Source organism: Arachnia rubra, assembly GCF_019973735.1.
GTDB lineage: Bacteria > Actinomycetota > Actinomycetes > Propionibacteriales > Propionibacteriaceae > Arachnia > Arachnia rubra.
On sequence record NZ_AP024463.1, the window covers coordinates 2,641,393 to 2,662,217 of the forward strand.

General features: G+C 67.7%; 20 protein-coding genes and 1 tRNA gene. 6 read left to right on the forward strand and 15 right to left on the reverse strand.

What is annotated here, in order from left to right; genetic code table 11:
- Positions 1-2 precede the first annotated feature (2 nt).
- Positions 3-81: transfer RNA gene (locus tag SK1NUM_RS12025), tRNA-Gln, on the reverse strand.
- A 204-nt stretch (positions 82-285) separates the two neighbouring features.
- Between SK1NUM_RS12025 and SK1NUM_RS12030 the strand changes: the two genes are divergently transcribed.
- Together SK1NUM_RS12030 and SK1NUM_RS12035 are read left to right on the forward strand one after the other, a co-directional pair.
- Positions 286-852, forward strand: coding sequence for a DNA-3-methyladenine glycosylase I (locus SK1NUM_RS12030; protein WP_212322301.1), 567 nt, complete (start codon positions 286-288; stop codon positions 850-852).
- 119 nt (positions 853-971) lie between these two features.
- Positions 972-1,589, forward strand: coding sequence for a TetR/AcrR family transcriptional regulator (locus SK1NUM_RS12035; protein ID WP_212327782.1), 618 nt, complete (start codon positions 972-974; stop codon positions 1,587-1,589).
- Here SK1NUM_RS12035 and SK1NUM_RS12040 read toward each other — a convergent pair.
- The 5 genes from SK1NUM_RS12040 to rsmI are packed head-to-tail and all read right to left on the reverse strand — an operon-like array spanning position 1,578 to position 5,541.
- On the reverse strand, positions 1,578-2,051 hold the full coding sequence (locus SK1NUM_RS12040) for a MarR family winged helix-turn-helix transcriptional regulator (RefSeq protein WP_212322303.1): 474 nt from the start codon (positions 2,049-2,051) through the stop codon (positions 1,578-1,580). The two genes, SK1NUM_RS12035 and SK1NUM_RS12040, sit on opposite strands and share 12 nt — an antisense overlap.
- A 9-nt stretch (positions 2,052-2,060) precedes the next feature.
- Complete coding sequence (locus SK1NUM_RS12045; RefSeq protein ID WP_212322305.1) at positions 2,061-2,960, reverse strand: 4-(cytidine 5'-diphospho)-2-C-methyl-D-erythritol kinase; 900 nt, start codon at positions 2,958-2,960, stop codon at positions 2,061-2,063.
- On the reverse strand, positions 2,953-3,840 hold the full coding sequence (gene rsmA, locus SK1NUM_RS12050; protein WP_212322307.1) for a 16S rRNA (adenine(1518)-N(6)/adenine(1519)-N(6))-dimethyltransferase RsmA: 888 nt from the start codon (positions 3,838-3,840) through the stop codon (positions 2,953-2,955). The genes SK1NUM_RS12045 and rsmA overlap by 8 nt, the downstream gene beginning before the upstream one ends.
- On the reverse strand, positions 3,833-4,696 hold the full coding sequence (locus tag SK1NUM_RS12055) for a TatD family hydrolase (RefSeq protein WP_212322309.1): 864 nt from the start codon (positions 4,694-4,696) through the stop codon (positions 3,833-3,835). The genes rsmA and SK1NUM_RS12055 overlap by 8 nt, the downstream gene beginning before the upstream one ends.
- The gene (gene rsmI / locus SK1NUM_RS12060; protein WP_212322310.1) at positions 4,693-5,541 is read right to left on the reverse strand and encodes a 16S rRNA (cytidine(1402)-2'-O)-methyltransferase; all 849 of its coding nucleotides are present in this window, start codon (positions 5,539-5,541) and stop codon (positions 4,693-4,695) included. The genes SK1NUM_RS12055 and rsmI overlap by 4 nt, the downstream gene beginning before the upstream one ends.
- 266 nt (positions 5,542-5,807) lie before the next feature.
- On the opposite strand from rsmI, the gene SK1NUM_RS12065 reads away from it, so the two are divergent.
- Positions 5,808-7,520, forward strand: coding sequence for a dolichyl-phosphate-mannose--protein mannosyltransferase (locus SK1NUM_RS12065; protein WP_212322314.1), 1,713 nt, complete (start codon positions 5,808-5,810; stop codon positions 7,518-7,520).
- A gap of 18 nt (positions 7,521-7,538) precedes the next feature.
- On the opposite strand, the gene SK1NUM_RS12070 is transcribed toward SK1NUM_RS12065, so the two are convergent.
- Positions 7,539-9,011: a DHA2 family efflux MFS transporter permease subunit gene (locus tag SK1NUM_RS12070; protein ID WP_212322319.1), complete on the reverse strand. Its 1,473-nt coding sequence runs from the start codon at positions 9,009-9,011 to the stop codon at positions 7,539-7,541.
- 104 nt (positions 9,012-9,115) lie between these two features.
- Positions 9,116-10,231 carry an FAD-dependent oxidoreductase gene (locus tag SK1NUM_RS12075; protein WP_212322321.1) on the reverse strand — a complete coding sequence of 372 codons (1,116 nt, stop codon included), beginning with the start codon at positions 10,229-10,231 and terminating at the stop codon, positions 9,116-9,118.
- A 115-nt stretch (positions 10,232-10,346) separates the two neighbouring features.
- Here SK1NUM_RS12075 and SK1NUM_RS12080 point away from each other — a divergent pair, with 115 nt between their 5' ends.
- Positions 10,347-11,828, forward strand: coding sequence for a uracil-xanthine permease family protein (locus tag SK1NUM_RS12080; RefSeq protein WP_212322323.1), 1,482 nt, complete (start codon positions 10,347-10,349; stop codon positions 11,826-11,828).
- A gap of 11 nt (positions 11,829-11,839) precedes the next feature.
- Positions 11,840-13,036 carry a tryptophan synthase subunit beta gene (gene trpB, locus SK1NUM_RS12085; protein ID WP_212322326.1) on the forward strand — a complete coding sequence of 399 codons (1,197 nt, stop codon included), beginning with the start codon at positions 11,840-11,842 and terminating at the stop codon, positions 13,034-13,036.
- Between the two features lie 14 nt (positions 13,037-13,050).
- Here trpB and SK1NUM_RS12090 read toward each other — a convergent pair whose 3' ends face one another.
- From SK1NUM_RS12090 to SK1NUM_RS12115, 6 genes are all read right to left on the reverse strand, one after another.
- Complete coding sequence (locus tag SK1NUM_RS12090) at positions 13,051-13,809, reverse strand: 4'-phosphopantetheinyl transferase family protein (protein WP_212322328.1); 759 nt, start codon at positions 13,807-13,809, stop codon at positions 13,051-13,053.
- Between the two features lie 81 nt (positions 13,810-13,890).
- A complete protein-coding gene (locus tag SK1NUM_RS12095) occupies positions 13,891-14,853 on the reverse strand; it encodes a zinc-binding dehydrogenase (protein WP_212322330.1) in 963 nt (320 codons plus the stop codon).
- 190 nt (positions 14,854-15,043) lie between these two features.
- Positions 15,044-15,505, reverse strand: a complete 462-nt coding sequence (locus tag SK1NUM_RS12100) for a MarR family winged helix-turn-helix transcriptional regulator (protein ID WP_212322332.1) — start codon at positions 15,503-15,505, stop codon at positions 15,044-15,046.
- Between the two features lie 85 nt (positions 15,506-15,590).
- Complete coding sequence (locus SK1NUM_RS12105; protein ID WP_212322334.1) at positions 15,591-15,884, reverse strand: antibiotic biosynthesis monooxygenase family protein; 294 nt, start codon at positions 15,882-15,884, stop codon at positions 15,591-15,593.
- Positions 15,885-15,908: 24 nt separating this feature from the next.
- A complete protein-coding gene (locus tag SK1NUM_RS12110) occupies positions 15,909-18,590 on the reverse strand; it encodes a hypothetical protein (RefSeq protein ID WP_223927561.1) in 2,682 nt (893 codons plus the stop codon).
- 141 nt (positions 18,591-18,731) lie between these two features.
- A complete protein-coding gene (locus SK1NUM_RS12115; RefSeq protein ID WP_212322338.1) occupies positions 18,732-19,316 on the reverse strand; it encodes a TetR family transcriptional regulator in 585 nt (194 codons plus the stop codon).
- Positions 19,317-19,418: 102 nt separating this feature from the next.
- Here SK1NUM_RS12115 and SK1NUM_RS12120 point away from each other — a divergent pair, with 102 nt between their 5' ends.
- Positions 19,419-20,663, forward strand: coding sequence for an MFS transporter (locus tag SK1NUM_RS12120; protein WP_212322339.1), 1,245 nt, complete (start codon positions 19,419-19,421; stop codon positions 20,661-20,663).
- Here the strand turns inward: SK1NUM_RS12120 and SK1NUM_RS12125 are convergent.
- A complete protein-coding gene (locus tag SK1NUM_RS12125) occupies positions 20,660-20,824 on the reverse strand; it encodes an MmyB family transcriptional regulator (protein WP_212327785.1) in 165 nt (54 codons plus the stop codon). The genes SK1NUM_RS12120 and SK1NUM_RS12125 overlap by 4 nt on opposite strands.
- Position 20,825: the final 1 nt, after the last annotated feature.

A 20,825-nucleotide genomic window follows, 5' to 3' on the forward strand; every position in this document is an offset into this window, starting at 1 on the left:
GGCTCCCCGGGTAGGAGTCGAACCTACTTCGCTAATCCTGATTCAAAGTCAGGCGGGCCCTGCCGGAAGACCAACCGGGGAACGGCCCTTGCCGGGCCAGTTGGCAAGTGTATAGGAAAACCCGGCCAGGCTGAGTGCCTCAGAAGATCTGCAGCTGCTCACGGCCGTGCGGCGCTGTTTTCAACAGCGGTCACGAACCGGGCCGGTCCTGGAGGACCGGTTGCGGCAACGTCCATGATGGAAAATGACCAGGGCGGATCTTTCACGAGGGATCAAGGAGGGATCATGGAGCGTTGTTTCGGAGCCGGGGACCCGCTGTACGAGCACTACCACGATACGGAGTGGGGACGTCCCATCGCCGATACCGCCGAGGAGACGGTCCTGTTCGAGCGGCTGGTCCTGGAGGGTTTCCAGTCGGGGCTGAGCTGGATCACAGTGCTGCGGAAACGCGAGGCCTTCCGGGAGGTGTTCGCGGGATTCGACCCGGCGCGGGTGGCGCAGTTCGACGAGCAGGACATCGGCCGTCTGATGGGCGATGCCAGGATCATCCGGAACGAGGCGAAGATCCGCGCCGCCGTCGGCAACGCGAAGGCCCTGGTGGCACTGCATGAGGCGGGCGGGACCCTGGCGGGGATCCTCGCGGACCATGCCCCTGGCCCACCATTGGCAGCGCCCAGGAGCCGTGACGAGATCCCCAGCCGCACACCGGAGAGCGAGGCCCTCAGCCGGCGGCTGAAGGGCCTGGGCTTCCGTTTCGTCGGCCCGGTGACGATGTACGCCACCATGCAGGCCGTCGGACTGGTCAACGATCACCTGGCCTCCTGCTGGGTGCGTCAGGACAAAGCCTGGTGAGCTCTCCGAGGCGTGCACAACCGGAAGCCCGTCATTGTTTGGGCATCCCCCAGCGGATGCGGGAGACTGGAGGTATGTCCATGCCCGCCAGCGCACGCGCCCGGCGTTCCCGGGTGCGCCTGAGCTCGGCACAGCGCCGCGAGCAGTTGCTCACCATCGCCCGGGAGGTGTTCGCGGAACGCGGATTCGAGGGGACCTCGGTGGAGGAGATCGCAGCCCGCGCCGGCGTCTCAAAGCCTGTGGTCTACGAGCATTTCGGAGGCAAGGACGGCGCCTACCAAGCTGTGGTCGAGAAGGAGACCACTACCCTGCACGCCGAGATCCACGCCGCCCTCACCAGGCCAGGTGCAGGCCCGCGGGAAACCCTGGAGCGCGGCGCCCTGGCTCTCCTGGACTACATCGACCGCTGCCCCGACGGGTTCCGCATCCTCTCACGGGATTCCTCGCTCGCAAACCCCACCGGCTCTTTCGCCTCCATCCTCAGCGAGATCGCCACCCAGGTCGAGGACATCCTGCGCGCCGAGTTCCCCCGCCTCGGACACGACCCGCAATACGCGCACCTGTATGCCCAGGCCCTGGTCGGGTTGGTGGCCATGACCGGGCAGCAGTGGCTGGATGACCGCGAGCCCGAACGACTCGTGGTGGCGCGGCACCTGATCAACCTGGCCTGGAACGGCATGGCGCACCTCACACCCAGCCCCAGGCTTCTCGTGGAGGTCAAGGACTCACGCCAGTAGGCGGCGCAGCATCGCCGCCAGGGATTCCCGTTCGCCGGCTGACCAGCCAGCCAGGAGGGATTCCTCCAATTCGACCAGGGCCTCCAGGGCATTGTCCACGGCACGCCTGCCGGCCCCGGTGAGTCCGACGACGACGGAACGGCCGTCGCTGGGTGCGGCATGACGGGTCACCAGTCCACGGTCGCACAGCCGGTCCACCCGGTTGGTCATGGTGCCGGAGGTGACGTGGGTCTGATGCAAGAGCTGCCCCGGAGATAGCTGGTAGGGCTCCCCAGCCCGCCGCAGGGCGGCCAAGACGTCAAATTCCCAGTTGTCCAGACCATGCTCAGCGAAACAGCGTTTGCGGGCTGCGTCGAGCAGGGCGGCCAGGCGGTGGATCCGCGACCACACCGCCATCGGCGAGGTCGCGAGATCGGGACGTTCCCGGTGCCACGCGGCCATCACCTCGTCAACCTCGTCCATCACGGCTCCTCACCCCACCACCTGAGCCCCAGGCACTGGGCCACAGACCCTGCGGACAGCACGGACCCTGGAGGACAGCAGCAGCCGCTCAGCGATCGCATCGGATGTCCCGGCCTCACCGGCCAGGAACGCGATCGTCGGGCCGGAGCCACTGACGATGGCGCCGGCCGCTCCGGCATCGCGTCCCATCCTCAGGACCTCGGCCAGTTCGGGCTGGAGGCTGATCGCAGCCTGCTGCAGGTCGTTGCTGAGCAGCTTTCCCAGACGCGGAACGTCGCCGTCGGCGAGCGCCGCCAGCAGGTCCGGGCCGATGCCGGTGGGCTGCGGCGAGCTGATGCGGTCGAATTCCCGGAAAACCGCCGGGGTGGACAAGCCATGGTGGCTGAGGGCAAGCACCCACCGGAAGGTGCCGCCAACGGCCACGGGGGTCAGTTTCTCACCTCGTCCGGCCCCCAGTGCGGTGCCTCCGTGGAGCAGAAAGGGGACGTCGGCGCCGAGCTGGGCTGCGAGGCCATGGAGCTGCTGGAGGCTCAGCCCGGTTTCCCACAGCTGATTGCAGGCGACGAGGGTGGCGGCGGCGTCGGCGGATCCTCCGGCCATGCCACCCGCAATGGGGATGCGCTTGTGGATCCGGATGTCGGCACCAGCACCCTCGGCTCCGCAGGTCTTAGCCAGTAGCCGGGCGGCGCGGGTCACGAGGTTGGTGCCGTCCGTGGGCAGCCCCGCTGCTCCCTCACCCCGGAAGCTCAGCCGGATTTCCCCGGTGCTGAGTGGCCGGGCGGTCAGCTCGTCGAACAGCGACACAGCCTGGAAGACCGTGCCGAGGGCGTGATAGCCGTCCTGGCCGGTGGCCCCAACGTTCAGCGCCAGATTCACCTTCGCCGGCACCCGCACCCGCACTTCAGCCACAGTCCGGGCCTAGCGTCGCGGCGGCTCCATCCGCCAGCCTGCTCGCGATGGCGGCGAAGGCCGCGACGTCGAGGACCTCGCCCCGGACCTGCGGGTCCAGGCCTGCCGACTCGATGGCCTCCGCTGCCGCCGCTGACCCGCCGAACAGCCCCGACAACGCGGCCCGCAGCATCTTGCGGCGCGACGCGAAGGCCGCGTCGATCACCGCGAACACCTGCTGCCGGGTCGCCGTGGTCTCCGGTGGGGCGTGGCGCTCCAGCCGCACCAGCCCCGAGTCGACGTTGGGCACCGGCCAGAAGACCTTCGGGGGCACAGTGCCGGCGCGCGTGGCCGAGGCCCACCAGGCGAGCTTCGCGCTGGGCGCTCCGTAGACCTTGGAGCCGGGCTGCGCGGCCAGCCGGTCCGCGACCTCCAGCTGCACCATCACCAGGCCCCGCCGCCAGGACGGGAAGTGCTCAAGCAGATGCAGCAGCACCGGCACCGACACGTTGTACGGCAGGTTCGCGACCACCGCGGTCGGCGCCTGGCCGGGCAGGTCGGTGACGGCCAGCGCGTCGGCAGCGACCACGTCCAGCCGCGCCGCGGCCTGTGGCCCGAGCCGCTGCGCGACGGTTGTCCCCAGACGGCCGGCCAGGCGGTCATCGATCTCGACGGCGGTGACCGCACGAGCCACCTCAAGCAGCCCGAGGGTCAGCGACCCCAGCCCAGGGCCGATCTCCAGGACGACGTCATCAGGTCCAATGCCAGACAGGGCAACGATGCGGCGCACCGTGTTGGCGTCGACGACGAAGTTCTGGCCGCGCTGTTTGGTGGGCCGCAGGTCCAGCCCAGCAGCGATCCGGCGTGCCGAGCTGGGATCCAGCAGGCCGGTCTCAGGCATCGCCGCCCCAGCTCGTGGCGTAGGCCGCCTCGGTGTTGGCCCTCACCTGGCGGCAGAAGCCGGCCAGGTCGGCGTCCAGCAGATCAGCCAGGAATACGACCGTATGGGGTAGCAGGTAGGGCGCGTTCGGCTTGCCGCGCTGCGGTTTCGGCGTGAGATAGGGCGCGTCGGTCTCCACGAGAATGCGGTCCAGAGGTGTCGCCTTCGCGGCCTCCCGCAGCGGCCCCGCCGATCCGAAGGTCACCACCCCCGGGTACGACAGCCAGAAGCCACGGTCCACGCACTCCCGGGCGAAGCCGGCGTCCCCGGAGAAGCAGTGCATCACGACCCTCCCGGGGCGCTCCCCGGAGTCGAGGATCCTCAGCACGTCGGCGTGGGCGTCCCGGTCGTGGATCACGAGGGTGAGGTCCTTCTGTCGCGCCAGGGCAATGTGGGCGCGGAAGCTGTGGGCCTGCGCCTGCTGCCCCTGAGGGTCGCGGGTGCGGTAGTAGTCCAGCCCGGTCTCACCGACGGCCACCACGCCCGGCAGCGACGCGAGCGCCGGCAGTTCCGCCAGCTCTTCGTCGAGGGCCGCCAGGCCGCCGCCCTGGAAGCAGCGTGCCGCGTCATTCGGGTGGATGGCGACGGCGGCCCGGACCCTGGGGTCGGCAGCCGCCAGGGCAGCGGCGGCGCGCGATGAAGGCAGGTCGCAGCCGACATCGACCACACCCAGCACCCCGGCGGCCGCGGCCGCATCGAGGGACTGCGCCACCTCAAGTCCGGAATACTCGGCGGTGGATCCCAGATGGGTGTGATTGTCGATGACATGCGCAGGAAGCGCCTCAGGAGCAGCCGGGAGATGCTCTGGAAGGCTCATTCGCCCTCCTTCCTGGCCGCCAGGGCGGCCTCGTAAAGTTCCTTGCGGGAGATCCCGAGCAGGTCTGCCACAGCACGCACTGCCTGTGACAGTTTCTCACCATCGGCGACCCGGGAGGCCACCAGGTCAAGAGCGTCCCCCATCCCGGCGCGGACTGGTTCGGCTCCGGCAACGACGACGGTCACCTCACCCCGGACCCCGTCCGCAGTCCAGCCTGCCAACTCCGCCAGGCAACCCCGGACGATCTCCTCATGGGGCTTGGTCAATTCCCGGCACACCACCGCGCGCCGCCCCGGGCCGAAGGTATCCGCCGCGTCCAGCAGCCACTCGTGGAGACGGTGCGGCGCCTCGAACAGGATCATGGTGCGCTCCTCCGCGGCCAGGGCCGCCAGCCGGGCGCGCCGCTCCCCCGGTTTCCTGGGCAGGAACCCCTCGAAGCAGAACCGGTCGCAGGGCAGCCCGGAGACCGCGAGCGCGGTCAGGACCGCCGAGGGCCCGGGAACGGCGGTGACCGGCAGGTCATGGTCGATGCACGCCCTCACGAGGCGGTATCCCGGGTCGCTGACCGAGGGCATCCCGGCATCGGTGACCAGCACCACCCGCTGCCCGGCAGCAATCACGTCCACCAGCTCCGTGGTCCGGGCAGCCTCGTTGCCCTCGAAGTAGGACACCACCCTCGCCCCAGTCACCACACCAAGGCGACGCAACAAGGTCACTAAGCGGCGAGTGTCCTCAGCCGCGATCACATCAGCAGCCACCAAGGCCTCGCGCAACGCAGGACTGGCATGGGTATGCGATCCGATAGGGGTGGCAGCCAGCACCAGTACGCCTCGGGTCGGATCCATAACCGCCAGCCTAGTGTCGCCCCACAATCTCGCTGTTGCTCTCCCACCCCAGATGCGGCGTCTCGCCTCGTTGACCTCGCCCACGGCACACCCAGGCGCCGCTTCACACAGTTACCCGCCACTCCGCCCCGGGACCGCCTCCCACTGACCAGCCTCCGCCACACGACACCAGCATCAGGGCCGTGAACTCACTGGCCTGCCTCCCCAGCCCCCCAGTCCGCCTTTGCAACAGAGCACCTTGTCGCGGAACCTCTTAGACTGTCCGCGTGGTGACGACTATCGAGGCTCTTGAAGACGGGCAGCTCAGGGACCGGCTGCCCGGATGGCTGGTGGCCGTCGGTCTCGCGGTCTTCGCCTTCGCAACCCGCATCTACAACCTGGGGTTTCCCGGGAAGATCGTCTTCGACGAGACCTACTACGCCAAGGACGCCTGGGGGCTGCTGCACTCCGGCTACGAGAGGCAGTGGCTGGACACCAAGCAGTTCGGCACCGACGACAAGATCGCGGCCGGGGACCTGAGTGGCTTCACGGACAATCCCGCCTATGTGGTACATCCGCCCCTCGGCAAGTGGCTGATCGCGATCGGTGAGCATTTCTTCGGGATGACGCCCTTCGGCTGGCGATTCATGTCCTGCGTCTTCGGGGCGCTGCTGGTGTTCCTGACGGTGCGGATGGCGCGGCGCCTGTCGCGTTCGACGCTGGTCGGCGCCATCGCGGGGGTGCTGCTCACCTTCGATGGCCTGGCATTCACCATGAGCCGGATCGCACTACTCGACATCTTCCAGGCAACGTTCGTGCTCGCCGCCGTGGCTGCGCTGATCGCCGACCGGGACTGGTTCCGCTCACACCTGGCCCGGTACCTGCGCACAAACAACATGGAAAGCCTGCAGGGCGCGTATGGTCCGCTTGCCCTGCTGCGGCCCTGGCGGCTCGTGGCCGGGGTAATGTTCGGCGCGGCCTGCGCTGTGAAGTGGAACTCCATCTACGTGGTCGCCGTGTTCGGGGTCCTGACGGTGGCCTGGGACATCGGTGCCCGCCGCCTCGCCGGCGCGGGCCGCAGGCTGAACGTCACCTGGCTCACCTGGGCCACGGCGTCGGCGTTGATGATCTGCGCCACGATCGTGATCGGTTCCCGCGCCGGTTTCCCCCAGGCTGCGTTGCTGGTCGGTGCCGTCGGCGGGCTGATCCTGTACGCCCACGTCCTGGGGCTGTGGCGGTCGCTGCTCAGCGACGCCCCCATGGCTTTCCTGTCGACGGTGGTGCTAGCGATCCCCGTCTATCTCGCCTCATGGACGGGCTGGCTGACGACCTCGGGCGGCTACCTGCGTGACTGGGGCGCGAAGCACCCGGACGACCCCGTCGTGCGGTTCCTGGGACCGGACCTGGGGGCATTGTGGAACTATCACGTGTCCGCCTACTCGTTCCACACCGGCGAGACCATGATGGTCAAGGCGGAACACCCCTACGAGGCCCACCCGCTGGGCTGGCTGGTGATGGTGCGCCCGATCGGGATCGACGCCCAGAATGACATCCAGCCAGGCGACCAGGGCTGCACCGCCGACGGCACCACTTGCCTGAGGGTGATCTCGGGAATCGGCACCCCCATCCTGTGGTGGATGGCCTTTGCCGCTCTGATCGCGGGGATCTGGTGGTGGCTGGGCCGCCGCGACTGGCGGTTCGCCGTCCCCGTCCTGGGCGTGCTGTCGGTGTGGCTGCCGTGGTTCCAGTACGCGGACCGTCCGCTGTTCTTCTTCTACGCGATCGTGCTGCTGCCGTTCTACGTGACGGGACTGGCGATGGCTCTGGGAAAGATCCTCGGCCCGGCGCACCATCCGAGACGCCGCATCCGTGCCGTGCTCGCCGGGGTCGCCGTCGCGCTGGTGGTCCTGCACTTCGCGTTCATCTACCCGATCCTCTCGGACGAGCTGCTGACCCGCCCTGAGTGGCTGGCGCGGATGTGGTTTGGCACCTGGATCTAACGCAGGAACGCGGCAGGATCACGCTTTCTTGCGGGCTTCCAGGGCCAGACGCTGGTGCTGTGGCCGTTCCAGGAAGCAGGCGATGACCGCGACGAGGAAAATCGAGGCCGCGGGCAGCAGCAGGGTGGTCGACATGGCGGCGGCGATTCCCTCCCGGGCCGTCTCCGGGATCGCCTCTTCCTGTCCTGGCTCCGAGCCGACGTGCGTCAGCAGCAGTGCGCTCATCACCGTCGCGATCAGCGCGCTGCCGAGCACCGAGCCCACCTGCCGGGTTGAGTTGTAGACCCCGGAGCCCGCGCCGGCGCGCATCGGTGGCAGGTTCGCGGTCGCCGACGACGACAAGGGGCTGAACACCAGGCTGCCTGCCGCGCCGGTGAGGGTCATCGTGGCGATCGGCACCCACACGGGTGTGGTCATGTCGAGGAAGTGCGCGGTCGCCAGGAGCGACCCCGACCACACCAGGGCGCCGGTGACGGTGAGATAGCGCGGATGCACCTGGTTGACCAGCCGTCCGGTCCAGTTCGACACCACCAGGGTGACCACAGCCGCCGGGGCGTTCATCAGGGCCGCGGCCAGGGGGGTCAGGCCGCGAGCCTGCTGAGCCCACATCATCAGCGGGTACGGGGTGGCGACGGAGGTCAGGCCGACCAGGGCGATGGCCAGGTTGGCGACGGAGAAGTTGCGGTCCTTGAACAGTGCCAGGGGCATCAGCGGCTCATCCGGATTGCGCCACTGCCACAGGACGAACACCACGAGCAGTAGCACCCCCGTGATCAGCAGCGACGTCACGCTGATGGGCCCGTAGATCACGCCCCAGTCGTGGCTGGTCGCCTCCTGGAGGCTGAACACGATGCAGAACAGCCCCGCGCCGGAGAGCACGACCCCGAGCCAGTCGAACCGGTGCCGGTTCTTCTCCAGGTCCGGGACCAGCCGGGCGGCCGCGATGTAGCCGACCACACCGATCGGCACGTTGATGAAGAAGATCCACTCCCACCCGAGCATCCCGATCAGCAGGCCGCCCAGCAACGGGCCGACGAGCATCGCCAGGCCCGCGGTCGCCCCCCAGATCGCCATCGCCTTGCCGCGCTGGTGGGGTGGGAACAGCCGAGTGATCACGGCCATGGTCTGCGGGGTCATCAGAGAAGCGCCCAGGCCCTGCACCACCCGGGCCATGACCAGCATCTCGACGGTGTTGGTCAGGCCGCAGGCCAGCGAGGCGAGGGTGAAGACGATGAGCCCGAGTAGGTAGATCTGCTTGGGCCCGAACCGGTCGCCGAGCCGCCCAGTGATCAGCAGCGGCACCGCATAGGCCAGCAGGTAGGCGCTGGAGACCCACACCACGGCGGCGACGTCCGCGCCCAGCTCAGTCATGATCGTCGGAGTCGCGACCGTGACGATCGTGCTGTCGACGAGAATCATGAAGAACCCCGCCACCATGGCCCACAGCGACCGCCAGGCGTTGGAGGGCACAGCGGACTCGGGTTGGTTCATGGTTCTCCTCAGGTCGCGAGCCGATTATCTCGGCTAGGACAATAGCGGCCTTGCGGCGACCAGGAACTTTCCTGGACCAGATGCCGGGCATTTCGCCCAGAACATCAGCCGGCGGGGCGGCGGCGTTTCAGCAGGCGTCCGGCCCCAGCGCGCAGCTTCGAGGCCCAGGGCAGCGACACGCCGCGGGCAGCGCCGGTGCCCAGCAGCAGGGCCGCCAGGTAGCAGCCCGACGCGGTGCCATTCATCAGCTCACCGCGGCCGTTGCCGCGGGTGTAGAACCCGCCGGGAATGGCGGAGGCGCCGACGACGGGGCGGCCGTGGTCACTGGGATCGATGATGAGCTGCCCGGGCGTCGAGTCTGTGGCCCCAAACTCGGTGGCAGCCCAGTTGGACAGCGCCACGGCGGCATCCTGGACCTGGATGCGAGCGCATTTGGAGCCGAGCAGCAACACCTCGCCGCCGATGGGCCGGATCAGCCAGACCGGCGGGCCCGCGAGCAGCGTCACCTCCCTGGGAACCGCGACGCCCCGCAACCGCAGGGCCGGCACGTACTGCGGCTGCCCGATGCCGGCCACCGCCCCCCAGGGACTCACCCCGAGGGTGTCGACGACGGCGTGCGCGGTCATCACCTCCAGGTCCCGCGACCAGGCCAGGTTCCATCGGAACGCCACCTCGGTTGCCCCGTCACCGCGCCTGATGCGGGTGACGGTGACGTCGTGGAGGATTCTCGCCCCGGTGGACGCGGTCTGCGCCTCCAGGGTCTGGGCGTAGTCGCCGGGATCGACCAGGAGAGCTGCTGAACGCAACCCCGCGCAGGCCCTGGAACTCAGCTCGGGCGTCAGCAGCGAGACCTCCGCCCCGCCGCCAGCGATGAGCTGCTGCACCCGCCGAAGCTCCCGGTCCAGGGCAACGCCGAGGGAGTGGTCGTGCAACTCCACCTCGGTCAGCTCCAGGGCACCTGCAGCCGCCACTCCACGGATCTCCTCGAGTCCCGCGAGATTGCGCCTGACATGCTCGTGGGCCGCACCGTCCCCGTAGGCCCCGGCCATGGTCGCGACCGTGCTGGCATGCGCGCAGGCTGCGACACCATGCCCGATGGCTGCGGTGACAAGCTCCGGGTTAGGGTCGAGCACAGCGACGGAGAAGCCCTCTGTGGCCAGGCGTCTGGCAGCGGTCAGACCCGCGACGCTGGCCCCGATCACAACCACATCCAGCACCATGACCCAACCCTATCCGGGGCCCGGAGCCGGCTCGCAGGACATCACGGTTCACTCATGTCATCTGTGCCTGGACCCGGCAACGGCAGTAACATGCCCGCGACGAAAGGACTGGGCCATGTTCGGCTGGAAGTTGCACAACAACGGAATCCTTGCTCCCGGGGCCGTGGTGGCCCCGACCGAACGACTCAGCTGGGGACGAACGATCGGGCTCGGCGCCCAGCACGTGGTCGCGATGTTCGGCGCCACGTTCGTGTTCCCCCTGCTGATGGGGCTCAATCCGCAGCTCGCGGTGATGATGAGCGGCATCGCGACGCTGGTGTTCCTGTTCGTCGTGAAACACCGCGTACCCAGCTACCTAGGCTCCTCGGCCTCGTTCGTGGGGGTCGCGACCGCGATCTACGCGGCCGGCGGCAACCCCGCGACCTTGACGGGCGCACTCTTCGTGGTCGGCCTGACCCTGTTCATGGTGGGGTTGATCATCCACTTCGCGGGGGCCCGGGTGATCCACCGGGCGCTGCCGCCGGTAGTGACCGGGGCCGTCGTGATGCTGATCGGCTTCAACCTGGCCCCGGTGGTCGCGGGGACGTACTGGCCGCAGGACCCATGGCTGGCGTTCATCGTCATGCTGATCGTGATCACGTTAAGCGTCGGGCTGCGTGGCTTCCCCGGGCGGATCGCGATCTTCTTGTCGCTGGTGACCGGCTACATCCTGAGCTGGGTCTTCGACCTGGTCTTCGGGCCCGTCCAGAACGCCGCCGCCGACGGCACCGTCACTGAGAAGCTGCGCGTCGACTGGTCGGCCGTGACCTCCGCGGACTGGTTCGGGCTGCCGCCGGTCACCGACCTGGCCAGCTGGCAGTTCGGCGGCACCGGCAACGTCGTCGGCTTCCACCTGCCGCAGTTCTCGCTCGGCGCCATCGTCATCGCCCTGCCGGTGGTGATCGCGCTGATCGCTGAGAACACCGGGCACGTCAAGGCGGTCGCGGAGATGACGGGCGAGAACCTCGATCCGCTGATGGGACGCGCCATCGCCGCCGACGGTGGCGGCTCGATGCTCGCGACCCTCGTCGGCGCCGGCCCCACCACCACCTATGCGGAGAACATCGGTGTGATGGCCGCCACGCGCGTCTACTCGACGGCCGCCTACGTGGTGGCTGCGCTGGTCGCCATCGGGTTTGGCCTGTCGCCGAAGTTCGGCGCGGTGATCTCCGCCACCCCGGGCGCGGTGCTGGGCGGCATCTGCGTCGTGCTGTACGGCATGATCGGCCTGCTCGGAGCGAAGATCTGGAAGGAGAACCACGTCGACTTCGGCAATCCGATCAATCTGATCCCGGCCGCGGCGGGCATCATCATCGGCATCGGCGACGTGAAGCTGCCGATCGGCCCGAACCTCACCCTGGGCGGTATCGCGCTGGGCACCATCGTGACGGTGGCCGTCTACCACATCGCCCACGCCATCGCGCCACGCGAGCTCCGGGAGGCTGTCGACGGCGCAGGCCTGATCTATGACGCGCCCGGCTTCTACGACGAGGACGGCGACGACCCCCAGGAACCAGCCGATAGCGGCGATGAGCGGGGGGACAACGACCGGCGGTAGCATCTGGAGCCATGACTTCGCTGATCCACGCCGACCAGGCCGGTTTCTTCGGGGAACACGGTGGTCGTTTCCTGCCCCCGCAGCTTGAGGCCCCCATCGCCGAGGTGGCAGCCGCCTACGCTGAGGCCCGGCAGGACCCCCAGTTCCAGGCCGACTATGAGGCGCTGCTTGCCGACTATGTCGGCCGCCCGTCGCCGCTGTTCCTGGCAGCCGGGCTGACGAAGCATCTCGGTGGCGCGAAGATCTATCTGAAGCGCGAGGACCTCAACCACACCGGCGCCCACAAGATCAACCACTGCCTGGGCGAGGGCCTGCTGGCCAAGCGGATGGGCAAGAGGAAGCTGATCGCGGAGACCGGCGCGGGACAGCACGGTGTGGCGCTTGCGACGGCGGCCGCGCTGCTCGGGCTGGAGTGTGAGATCCACATGGGCGCCATCGACGTGGCCAAGCAGCACCCCAATGTGGTGCGGATGGAGCTGCTGGGCGCGAAGGTGGTCTCGGTGACCTCGGGCGGACAGGCCCTCAAGGACGCCGTCGACTCGGCCTTCGGGGTGTTCGCCAACGACTACGCAGATACGTTCTTCGCTATCGGGTCCGTCGTCGGCCCGGACCCCTACCCGTCGATGGTGCGCGACTTCCAGTCGATCGTGGGGCGTGAGGCCAAGCGCCAGATCCTGGAGAAGGAGAACCGTCTGCCGGATGCGCTGGTGGCGTGCGTCGGCGGCGGGTCGAACGCGCTGGGACTGTTCACTGGCTTCCTGGAGGACGAGTCGGTGAGGATGTTCGGCGTCGAGCCCTCGGGACGGGACCTGGGCGTGCTCGGTGAGCATGCCGCGACGATCACGCTCGGCTCCCCCGGGATGCTGCACGGCATGCGGACGCTGCTGCTACAGGACCAGGACGGCAACCCGGCGGCAGTGCACTCCATCGCTTCGGGCCTGGACTATCCCGGGGTTGGCCCGCAACACGCCTTCCTGCGGGATATGGGTCGCGTCGACTACGTGCACGCCTCGGACGACGAGACCCTCGCGGCCTTCCAGCTGCTGTGCCGCACCGAGGGCATCATTCCGGCGCTGGAGTCGTCGCATGCGCTGGCCCACGCCATCCACCTGGCCCCTACGATGAGCCCCGACGAAGTAATCGTCGTCAACCTCTCAGGCCGCGGCGACAAGGACATCGACTACGTCGCCGAGCGTCTGGCGAAGTAGGCGGCTCCCCCTGGTCAGGGCCGCTGGCGCCGTGTCGCCAGGGCACCGGTGCAGTCCCGGTCCCGCCAGGCCAGGATCCGGCACTGATCCCACTCGCAGGTCCACCAGGCTGGTGTGTCGGGACCGGCGGGGCGGTACTCCCAGGACTCCCCCAGGGTCCCTCCGGGTCCGGCCAGGCCGGGCAGGCAGACTTGTCTCATCCGGTCCAGGGTGATCGCCCCGGTTTTGACGAGGGCCTCCTTCGCGACCCACAGGCGCAGCAGCTCGTCGGGGCGCTGCGCCCAGTTCTCCGCGGGATGGCACAGTATCGCCTTGACCGCGCTGAGTTCGCTGGCGCGCGCGTTGTCCTCGACGTCGATTCCCACCGCCCCGCGGCCTGCGGCAGCCACCGCGGCAGCCACGCTGCGGCGGGAATGCGACAGGGAGATGCAGTCCCCAGTGGGGCTGATGGGTCGTCCGGCGTCGTCATGGCTGATCACGGGCACAGCGTTCGCCGAGGTCGCCGGGGCATCAGCGATCAGCGATTTCGCCACCAGATGCGCCAGGGTCTGTGCCAGGCGGTCGTCAGGTCTGCGCAGCCTGGCCAGCCGCTGCCACTCCGCGGTGGAGAACCAGCCCGTAACGTCGTCCAGTCCAGTTCTCGGGGTGGCCAGCCACCACTGAGCGCGGATCAGCGGCCCATCGGCCACGCTGAGCTCACCCAGGCACCCTCCCAGTGCCCTGGGGCCGGGGTGATTCCCGGTGGCCGGCGGCCGGAGCCAGTTCGTCGCCATGGGATCAGTTTTCTCACACCTGTGTCGGTAAAGCCTCCGCAGGGGATTTTAGTACCGCATGGCGTCATTTCGCCGGTTTTTTCAGCCCCGGATGCGGATCGCGACCTTCCCGGTGGTCCTCCCCTGTTCGAGTGCGGCGAGCAGGTCCGTGACTCTGGGAAACTCCGCGGTCTCGGTCAGGTCAACCCGGATGTCGCCGCGCGCCACAGCGGTGAGCGCCCAGGCGAGGGAGTCGGTGCCGGCCTTGGGGTGGGCTGCAAGCCAGGCACCAACGTTGAAGCCGGCGGTGGTCTTGTTCTGCAGCCAATGGTCGATGGAGCTGACCGGAACGTCGGGAGCCTGGGAGGCGTTGCCCACGCGGAGCAGCCGTCCGCCACTGCGCATGAGACCAAAAGCCGTCCGCGTGGCCTCACCACCGACCGGGTCCACCACGATGTCGTAGGTGTCCTCCGGCACCGCAGTCAGGTCGCTGCGCAGATAGGCGTGGTCGTAGCCGAGGGCGGCAGCTGTCTCCTGCTTGGCAGCGGTGCCGACGACAGCGTCGATGCGGCCGGCTCCAAGCGCTTTGGCCACCTGGGCGAACTGGGAGCCCAGCCCTCCCACACCCGCGTGCACGAGGAGGCTCTCGCCAGGTGTGAAGCGGGCGACGGTGGTCAACGCGAGGTGGGCAGTCACTGTGTTGATCGGGACCACCGCGGCCACGTCGGTGTCCACACCATCCGGGATCGCGGCCACGAGCGCGGCAGGAGCACAGACGATCTCAGCGAATCCGCCAGCGGCGGGGAGAATCGCCACCACCCGCTGCCCGAGTGTGAACCCGGTGACATCCTCACCGAGTTCCCGGACGACCCCGGAGACCTCCAGCCCGGGGATGAAGCTGGGGAGGGATGGCATCGCGCCGGTGGTCCAGAGGGCATCGATCAGGCCCACTCCGGCAACCTGCACATCGATGCTGATCTCCCCCGGCTCAGGACGTGGATCTGGGACCTCGGAGCACTCAAGGCCGGCAAAACGATCATGACGGGCGACGACGAGAGCATGCATGGGTTTCTCCTTGCAGGATCGGATCTAGTAAGCACTCTCATGTATATCAGGATTCTACTGAAAAACAGAACTCTGATATAGGTCAGGAGTCAGTCATCCTCGGCGATAGAGGTCCGGGAAATCGGCAAATACAGATCGGGGAGCTGCCGGCCGGCGAGCCCAGCTGCCGGGCCAGCCAGTGCTTGTCCCGCTACGCGCTACGGCTGCGAATATGCTCCTCAGCGCGGGAAAGATACTCACGGAAACGATCGAACTCGGCAGGTGTGAAAGCCGCGCGGAGGTCATCCTCGATGGCACGCGCCACCCGGTCCGCCTTGGCGGCGAGTTCCCGGCCCGCATCAGTGAGCTCACAGACGAGGACCCTGGCGTGCAGCGAGGAGACATCCCGGGTGATCAGCTTCTTGGCCTCAAGATTATTCAGGATCGTCGCCATGGTCTGAGGCGAAACCAGCGCCGCACGGGCCAGCTGCGCGGCCGACTGCCCAGGAACATAGCTCAATGCCAGGAGCGTGGCGTACTGCGGAACCGTCAGATCGAAGTCACGTAGAGCTCGCGCCTTCTCCGCCATGAGAACTTGCTCGACCCGCTTGATCCCGCTCCCAAGACGCACCGACACATCCGCCTCGAGTCGTTCCCGCCCCGCCTGCATCATTCTGGAAACCGCCTTAGTTCACTTCGCAACCACGCGGCAGTCTACTGAGCAGTTGCCAGTGGGCAGCGAGCGAAACCCCAACAGCTCACTCGTCGTGCTGGACGACCTCGAAGCCCAGTAGCTCGATGGACATCCCGCGGCGTTCGTCGGATGTGTGGGCGCTGGTGTCGCGGGCGGCCACCCACGCGTCGTAGTTCTCGCGGGAGGCCCAGCGGGTGACGACGAAATAGCGCTCCTCGCCGAATTGGGGACGTAGCAGTTCGAATCCCTCAAAACCATCGGCTGAGTCGACGGCCCGTCTGCGGGCTGCGAATCGCCTTTCGACCTCAGGTCCCGCACCCTCGGGAATCCTCAGGGCTGTGATGTTCACAAACGTCATGCTGTCCTCCTGAACTCCTGTGACCTAGCCGTCGGTGGTCTCCCGGGTGACGGGTGTGCTCACCCACACCCTCTCATCGCCTCGGTCGATTGTGGTGCCGAACCTCGCGAGCCGGTCCGCGAGGGTCTGCATTGAGGCTCTGGGCGGAATCCAGGTGGCGCTGACCCCGCAGGCGGCGGCGATGCTGGAGAGCACTTTGTCCGGGATCGCAGCCACCCGGAAGCGCGTCGAATCCCCAATAGCGATCACCCGCTGGGCGCTGTGGATGATCTCCAGCGCACGCTGCGGGGCGACCTGCTCGGCCTCGTCGGCGATCGCCCACCCAATGGCCTCAGGACCCAAGCTGCCGAACATCCCGCCAAACAGTTCGATGCCCGTGGTGACCACTGGGACCGCCAGGAAGAACAGCTGCCACGCCGCTCGGATCTTCTCCAGGCCCAGATCCTCCGGGGCTTTTCCCGTGATGACGTCGATGGCGGTGCCGAGCGCGCCGACCATACGGACGGCGGTCCCCGCCAGGAGAGCCTCATGCAAGTTCAAGGCCGCCAGGAACAGCTCCGAGCGCGCAGCCTCCAGCTCCGCATCGAGCCAGGGGGCGTGGAGTTCGCGCCTTTCCCCCACCCAGTGCTCATCGGGATAATTGTCGCCGAGCCGGTTCTTGTCCGCCCTGATCTCACGACTCAGCTGATCCAGCTCGGCCCCTATGCTCTCCAGCTCCGGGGCCATCTCCACCTGCTCCATCCGGAGTTTCTCAAAACGCCCCCGGAGCTCCTCACCCTGGTCGATCATCCGCTGGTATTCCTGCTCGGCCTGCTGCAGATTCCCAGTCGCCGCGTCATGCTGCCTGCGCCATTCCCGGGCAGAACCTCCCAGGGTGAAGAGAAACTCCGTCGCGCCCGGTTTGAAGGCCAGTGTCTTGTAGTGCTGGGTGGTCATGTCCTCGACCCGCTGCTTGGCGGCCCGCTCCGCCTCGGTGTTCGCCAGCATCTCGGACTCGACAGCAGAAAGCTCCGCCTCAACCACCGGCGTGCGGTCCTGGAGGATGCGTTCCCGCTCGATCAGGTCGCGTTGGGTCAGCATCGCCTGGCGGGCGTCGAGCCGGGTCTGGATGAGTTTGGTCACCTTCTTCTCAGCCTGCTGGAATTCGTGCCGGGCCATCCACCAGCTCCGGTGGGACGCCTTGCCGTCGCGCCAGTTCCTCAGCTTGCCCAGCATCCTGACCGAGGTGGTCTCCCCGGTGTCCGGGTCTGTTGTGTCTAACCAGAACTCGGCGCCGAATGCCTCCCTAGCATTCGCGTCGCCGAACCTGGCTGCGACCATTCCCCAGGCCGCGCTGGGGGCCGCCCCGTCCTGCGTCGGCTTCTCGGCGGGTGGTTCCTGCGAGCCATCCTGCGCCCCCTCCCCCAGGACAGCAGTGGCGATGTCGGCGAAATAGTCCGCGGATTCCCGCCACGGCTGGCCAATGGACTCGCGGCTCAAGAGGTCCGCCGCGATCTCACCGGCGGCCGCGTCGCTGCCCGCGACCACCACCATCTCGAACCCACAGAACTCGTCACGGAGCTGCGGCATCACCCGCTGGAACCCCTTCGCATCCTTCCAGCTGTGCTCCTCAGGGGTGAAGGCCTCCGTCGGATGCGACAACCCGGCCAGCCGGCGCGCACGCTCCACGACATTGCCCGCCAGGATGTCGCGCAGCACGACGGTCCGGCCGGGCCCGGACGTGACGTTGATCCCCAGCAGCCCTCTCGTGGGCGCCAGGTCGTCAAGGGCCCGGTTGATGACGAACTGCTGCCTCAGGGTCGGGGAATGTGACGGGTCGCGGGGCCAGCGGCCGCGGGGAAGCCGCTCCGGTGAGGTCAGGGCGTCCACTGCCTCCGGTTCGGCGACGATGTCGATCCGGCTGGTCTCGGCCAGCTCCTGGTCCTTGGTGAGGTAGGCACGCAGCGCCGCTCCCACCTCGCCCTCCTCCTGCAGGGCTGCAATGACGATGTCCAGCTCCTCCTGGAAGGGACTGCCGGGAAAGTGCGGTTCCGCGATCTCACCGCCCTGGGGGATGTCAGTCAGCTGGCTCTTCAAGAGGATCCGGTCCATGGACAGCTCACGGGCGCCCTCGATACCCCAGGTCTTCTCAACGATGCGCAGCAGCTCCTTCAGGGAGTCGGCGTCCTGGGGCGGCGGAAGCTCCTCCTCGACGCTTGCACGCCGCGCCCTCTCGAAGGAGCCGATCATCTCATCCAGCCGGGTCTGCGCGGAGGCGAATTCATCGATCCACCCGGGACCGGGGTCCTCTCCGTGGGCAACCCTCCCGATCGCCCAGAGCGCCGCCGACAACACCGCGGACCCGGGGATGATCCGCCCGTTCTCGTCCAGCACCAAGAAAACGCAGGCACCGTCTCCCGTGGGTAGTCCCGCGTGCGCAGGCTCCTCTTTGGACACCCTGCGGAGCCACTCGTAGGTGTCCTTGAGCCGGTACACCCCGAGGAAGACGAGGTGCCGCCAGGCCTTCGGCGTCTCCTCCTGCTCATTCTCCGGGGTCTGGAGCACGTCCCACGGTAGCGGGCTGGAAGGCACCCACTCGATCACCTGCTCTTTCCCGTCCCCGTCAGCGAGCGAGAAGAGGCGTGGCATCGGCTGCGGGCTGAAGAGCTCAAGCAGCCGCCAGAACGTGAGAATCTGGCGGCGCTCATTATCAAGAAAGCCCGGCATGGCTACCATCTTGCCGTTGAAGAGACTCAAACGCACTCGTCTTTCTACCCGACGACATCCGGGATCCATCCTAGAGCGTCACGCGAAATAACTTCGCGCCAGTGGTTTTCCTCTCCAGGATTGCCTCTGCCGGCCCCACCCCTACAGGGCAAGCCTGCGGGCAGCCCTCACCACCGACTCCCGGCGCCGGGCATGCTCGGCCTCGGTGGCTGGCCCGGTCAGCATACGCGCGACCTGCGGCACTGATGACCACCAGCTGGCCAGCGACAACACCAAGAAGACGATGTGATCGGCATCAAAGTCACCGGTGATCACCTTCCCCCGCTGGCCATCAAGGACAGCCGCCGTCTTGTAGCTGTAGTGCTCGCGCCGCTGTTCCTCGTCGGGCACCTCCTCGGCGTCGAAGATGAGTCCCTCCCAGCGCAGCAGCCGCCCGAGCTCCGGGTGCTCCAGATGGTAGTCATAGACCTGTCCCGCATAGTCGCCGATGTCCTCTTTGGCGAAAGATTCGACGGGCAGGGCCTGCGCCACCTTGGCGAGTTCCTCACGCAGGACCCGGGAGAACAGCTCGCGCTTGCCGCCGAAGTAGTTGTAGACGCGCTCCTTGTTGACTCCCGCCGCCTTGGCGATCCGCTCGATGGTGGTGCCGTCTGGGCCATGGGCCGCGAACTCACTCGTGGCCGCCTCCAAGATGCGGCGTTTCGTCGCCTCAGTGTCCCAGGCCATCGCTCATTCCCGTTCATTGCTCAAATTCCAACGATTTGGTTGGATTTCGGCGCCGCATCGCACTACCCTCTTTTCCAACGATCACGTTGGGAAGGAAGGTATATGACGCCGGATCCCGAAAGCACCCCCGTGGCAAGGACGGGAGGAGACCAGCCCGGCCAGGAGGAGACTTTCCCAGCCAGTGTAGGTGGGGTCTCAGTGCTGGTCATCACAGCGTTGGCGGTGTTGTCGCAGCTCTACGCGGCGATCCCGCTACTGGTGCCAGTCGGCACTGCCCTGGGTGGCAGTGCGACGTTCGCGCTCTCCACAGCCTATGGACTGTGCTATGCCCTCGGCTTCCTCCTCTGGGGGCCAATAGCAGACCGGTATGGTCGCAGACGGGTCATGATCACCGGACTGGCCTGCCTGGTGGTCACGACGTTCGGATGCGGACTGGCCAGCTCGCTTCCGCTGCTTGCCGTGCTGCGCGGCGCACAGGGGTTGATGGCCTCCAGCCTTCCCCCCGTCGGGCTGGCCTACCTCAGCGAGGCCGTGACTCCCAAGCACCGAGCGACGGCGATCGGAGCGATGTCCACCGCTTTCCTCGTCGCTGGGATCGTCGGGCAGATAGGGGCGCAGGCTGTGGCTGAGCGGTTCGGATGGAGTTGGGTGTTCTTCGGCAGCGCCTGTCTGCTTGCGCTGTGCATGCTGTCGATCGCCCTGCTGGTGCGTGAGCCTGGCCGCGCGCCGTCTCCCGGTGGGCTCGGCCAGCAGTTCCTCACCATCGTCCAGCTCTTTTCCAGGGGCGATGTGCTGTTCCTGTGCGCCGCGCACCTCACGCTCCTGTTGTCTTTTGTCGCCATGTATACCGGTCTCGGCATGCATCTGACTGCTCTCGGGCACGATCCGGGAACGGTGTTTGCACTGCGACTGGCCGGCCTGCCGGGCATGTTTGTCGCGCTGGCCGCGGGGCCCCTGACCCGCAGACTGGGTGGCAGCACGGGCCTTACACGGACGGGTTTCCTGGTCGCTGGTCTCGGATTGGTCGCAGAGGCCCTGGCTCCAGAATCGATGATCGGCCTAGGGCTCGCCAGCCTGGTCTTCGTGACTGGCATCGCCCTGGCTGTACCGGCCATGATCGCGCTGTTCGGGCAGGCCGCCGCGCCCCGGCGTGGAAGCGGCATGGCTATCAACGGCTTCGTCCTGTTCATCGGTGCCAGCCTTGGTCCGGTCCTGGCCACCGCCGGGCTGAGTTTCACCATCCTGTTGTTGGTCATCGCGCTGCTCCTGGGAATCGCCGCCGTCTTCGTGACGCTGTCCGCCCGCGCTGCGGCGTCAGCAACAGCAAAAAGACCCAAGGAGTCCTAGGAGTTCTTGGGAGCGGTGAGGGCGCGCAACCGGACGAGCCGCTGATAGGAGGCCGTCCCAGGGACCGCGGTCCAGGCGACGACCTGCATGTCCGGGTCGGCGTTCCACGTCAGCGCCGACCATTCAAGTTCGAGATCCCCGACCAGCGGGGGATGCAGCACC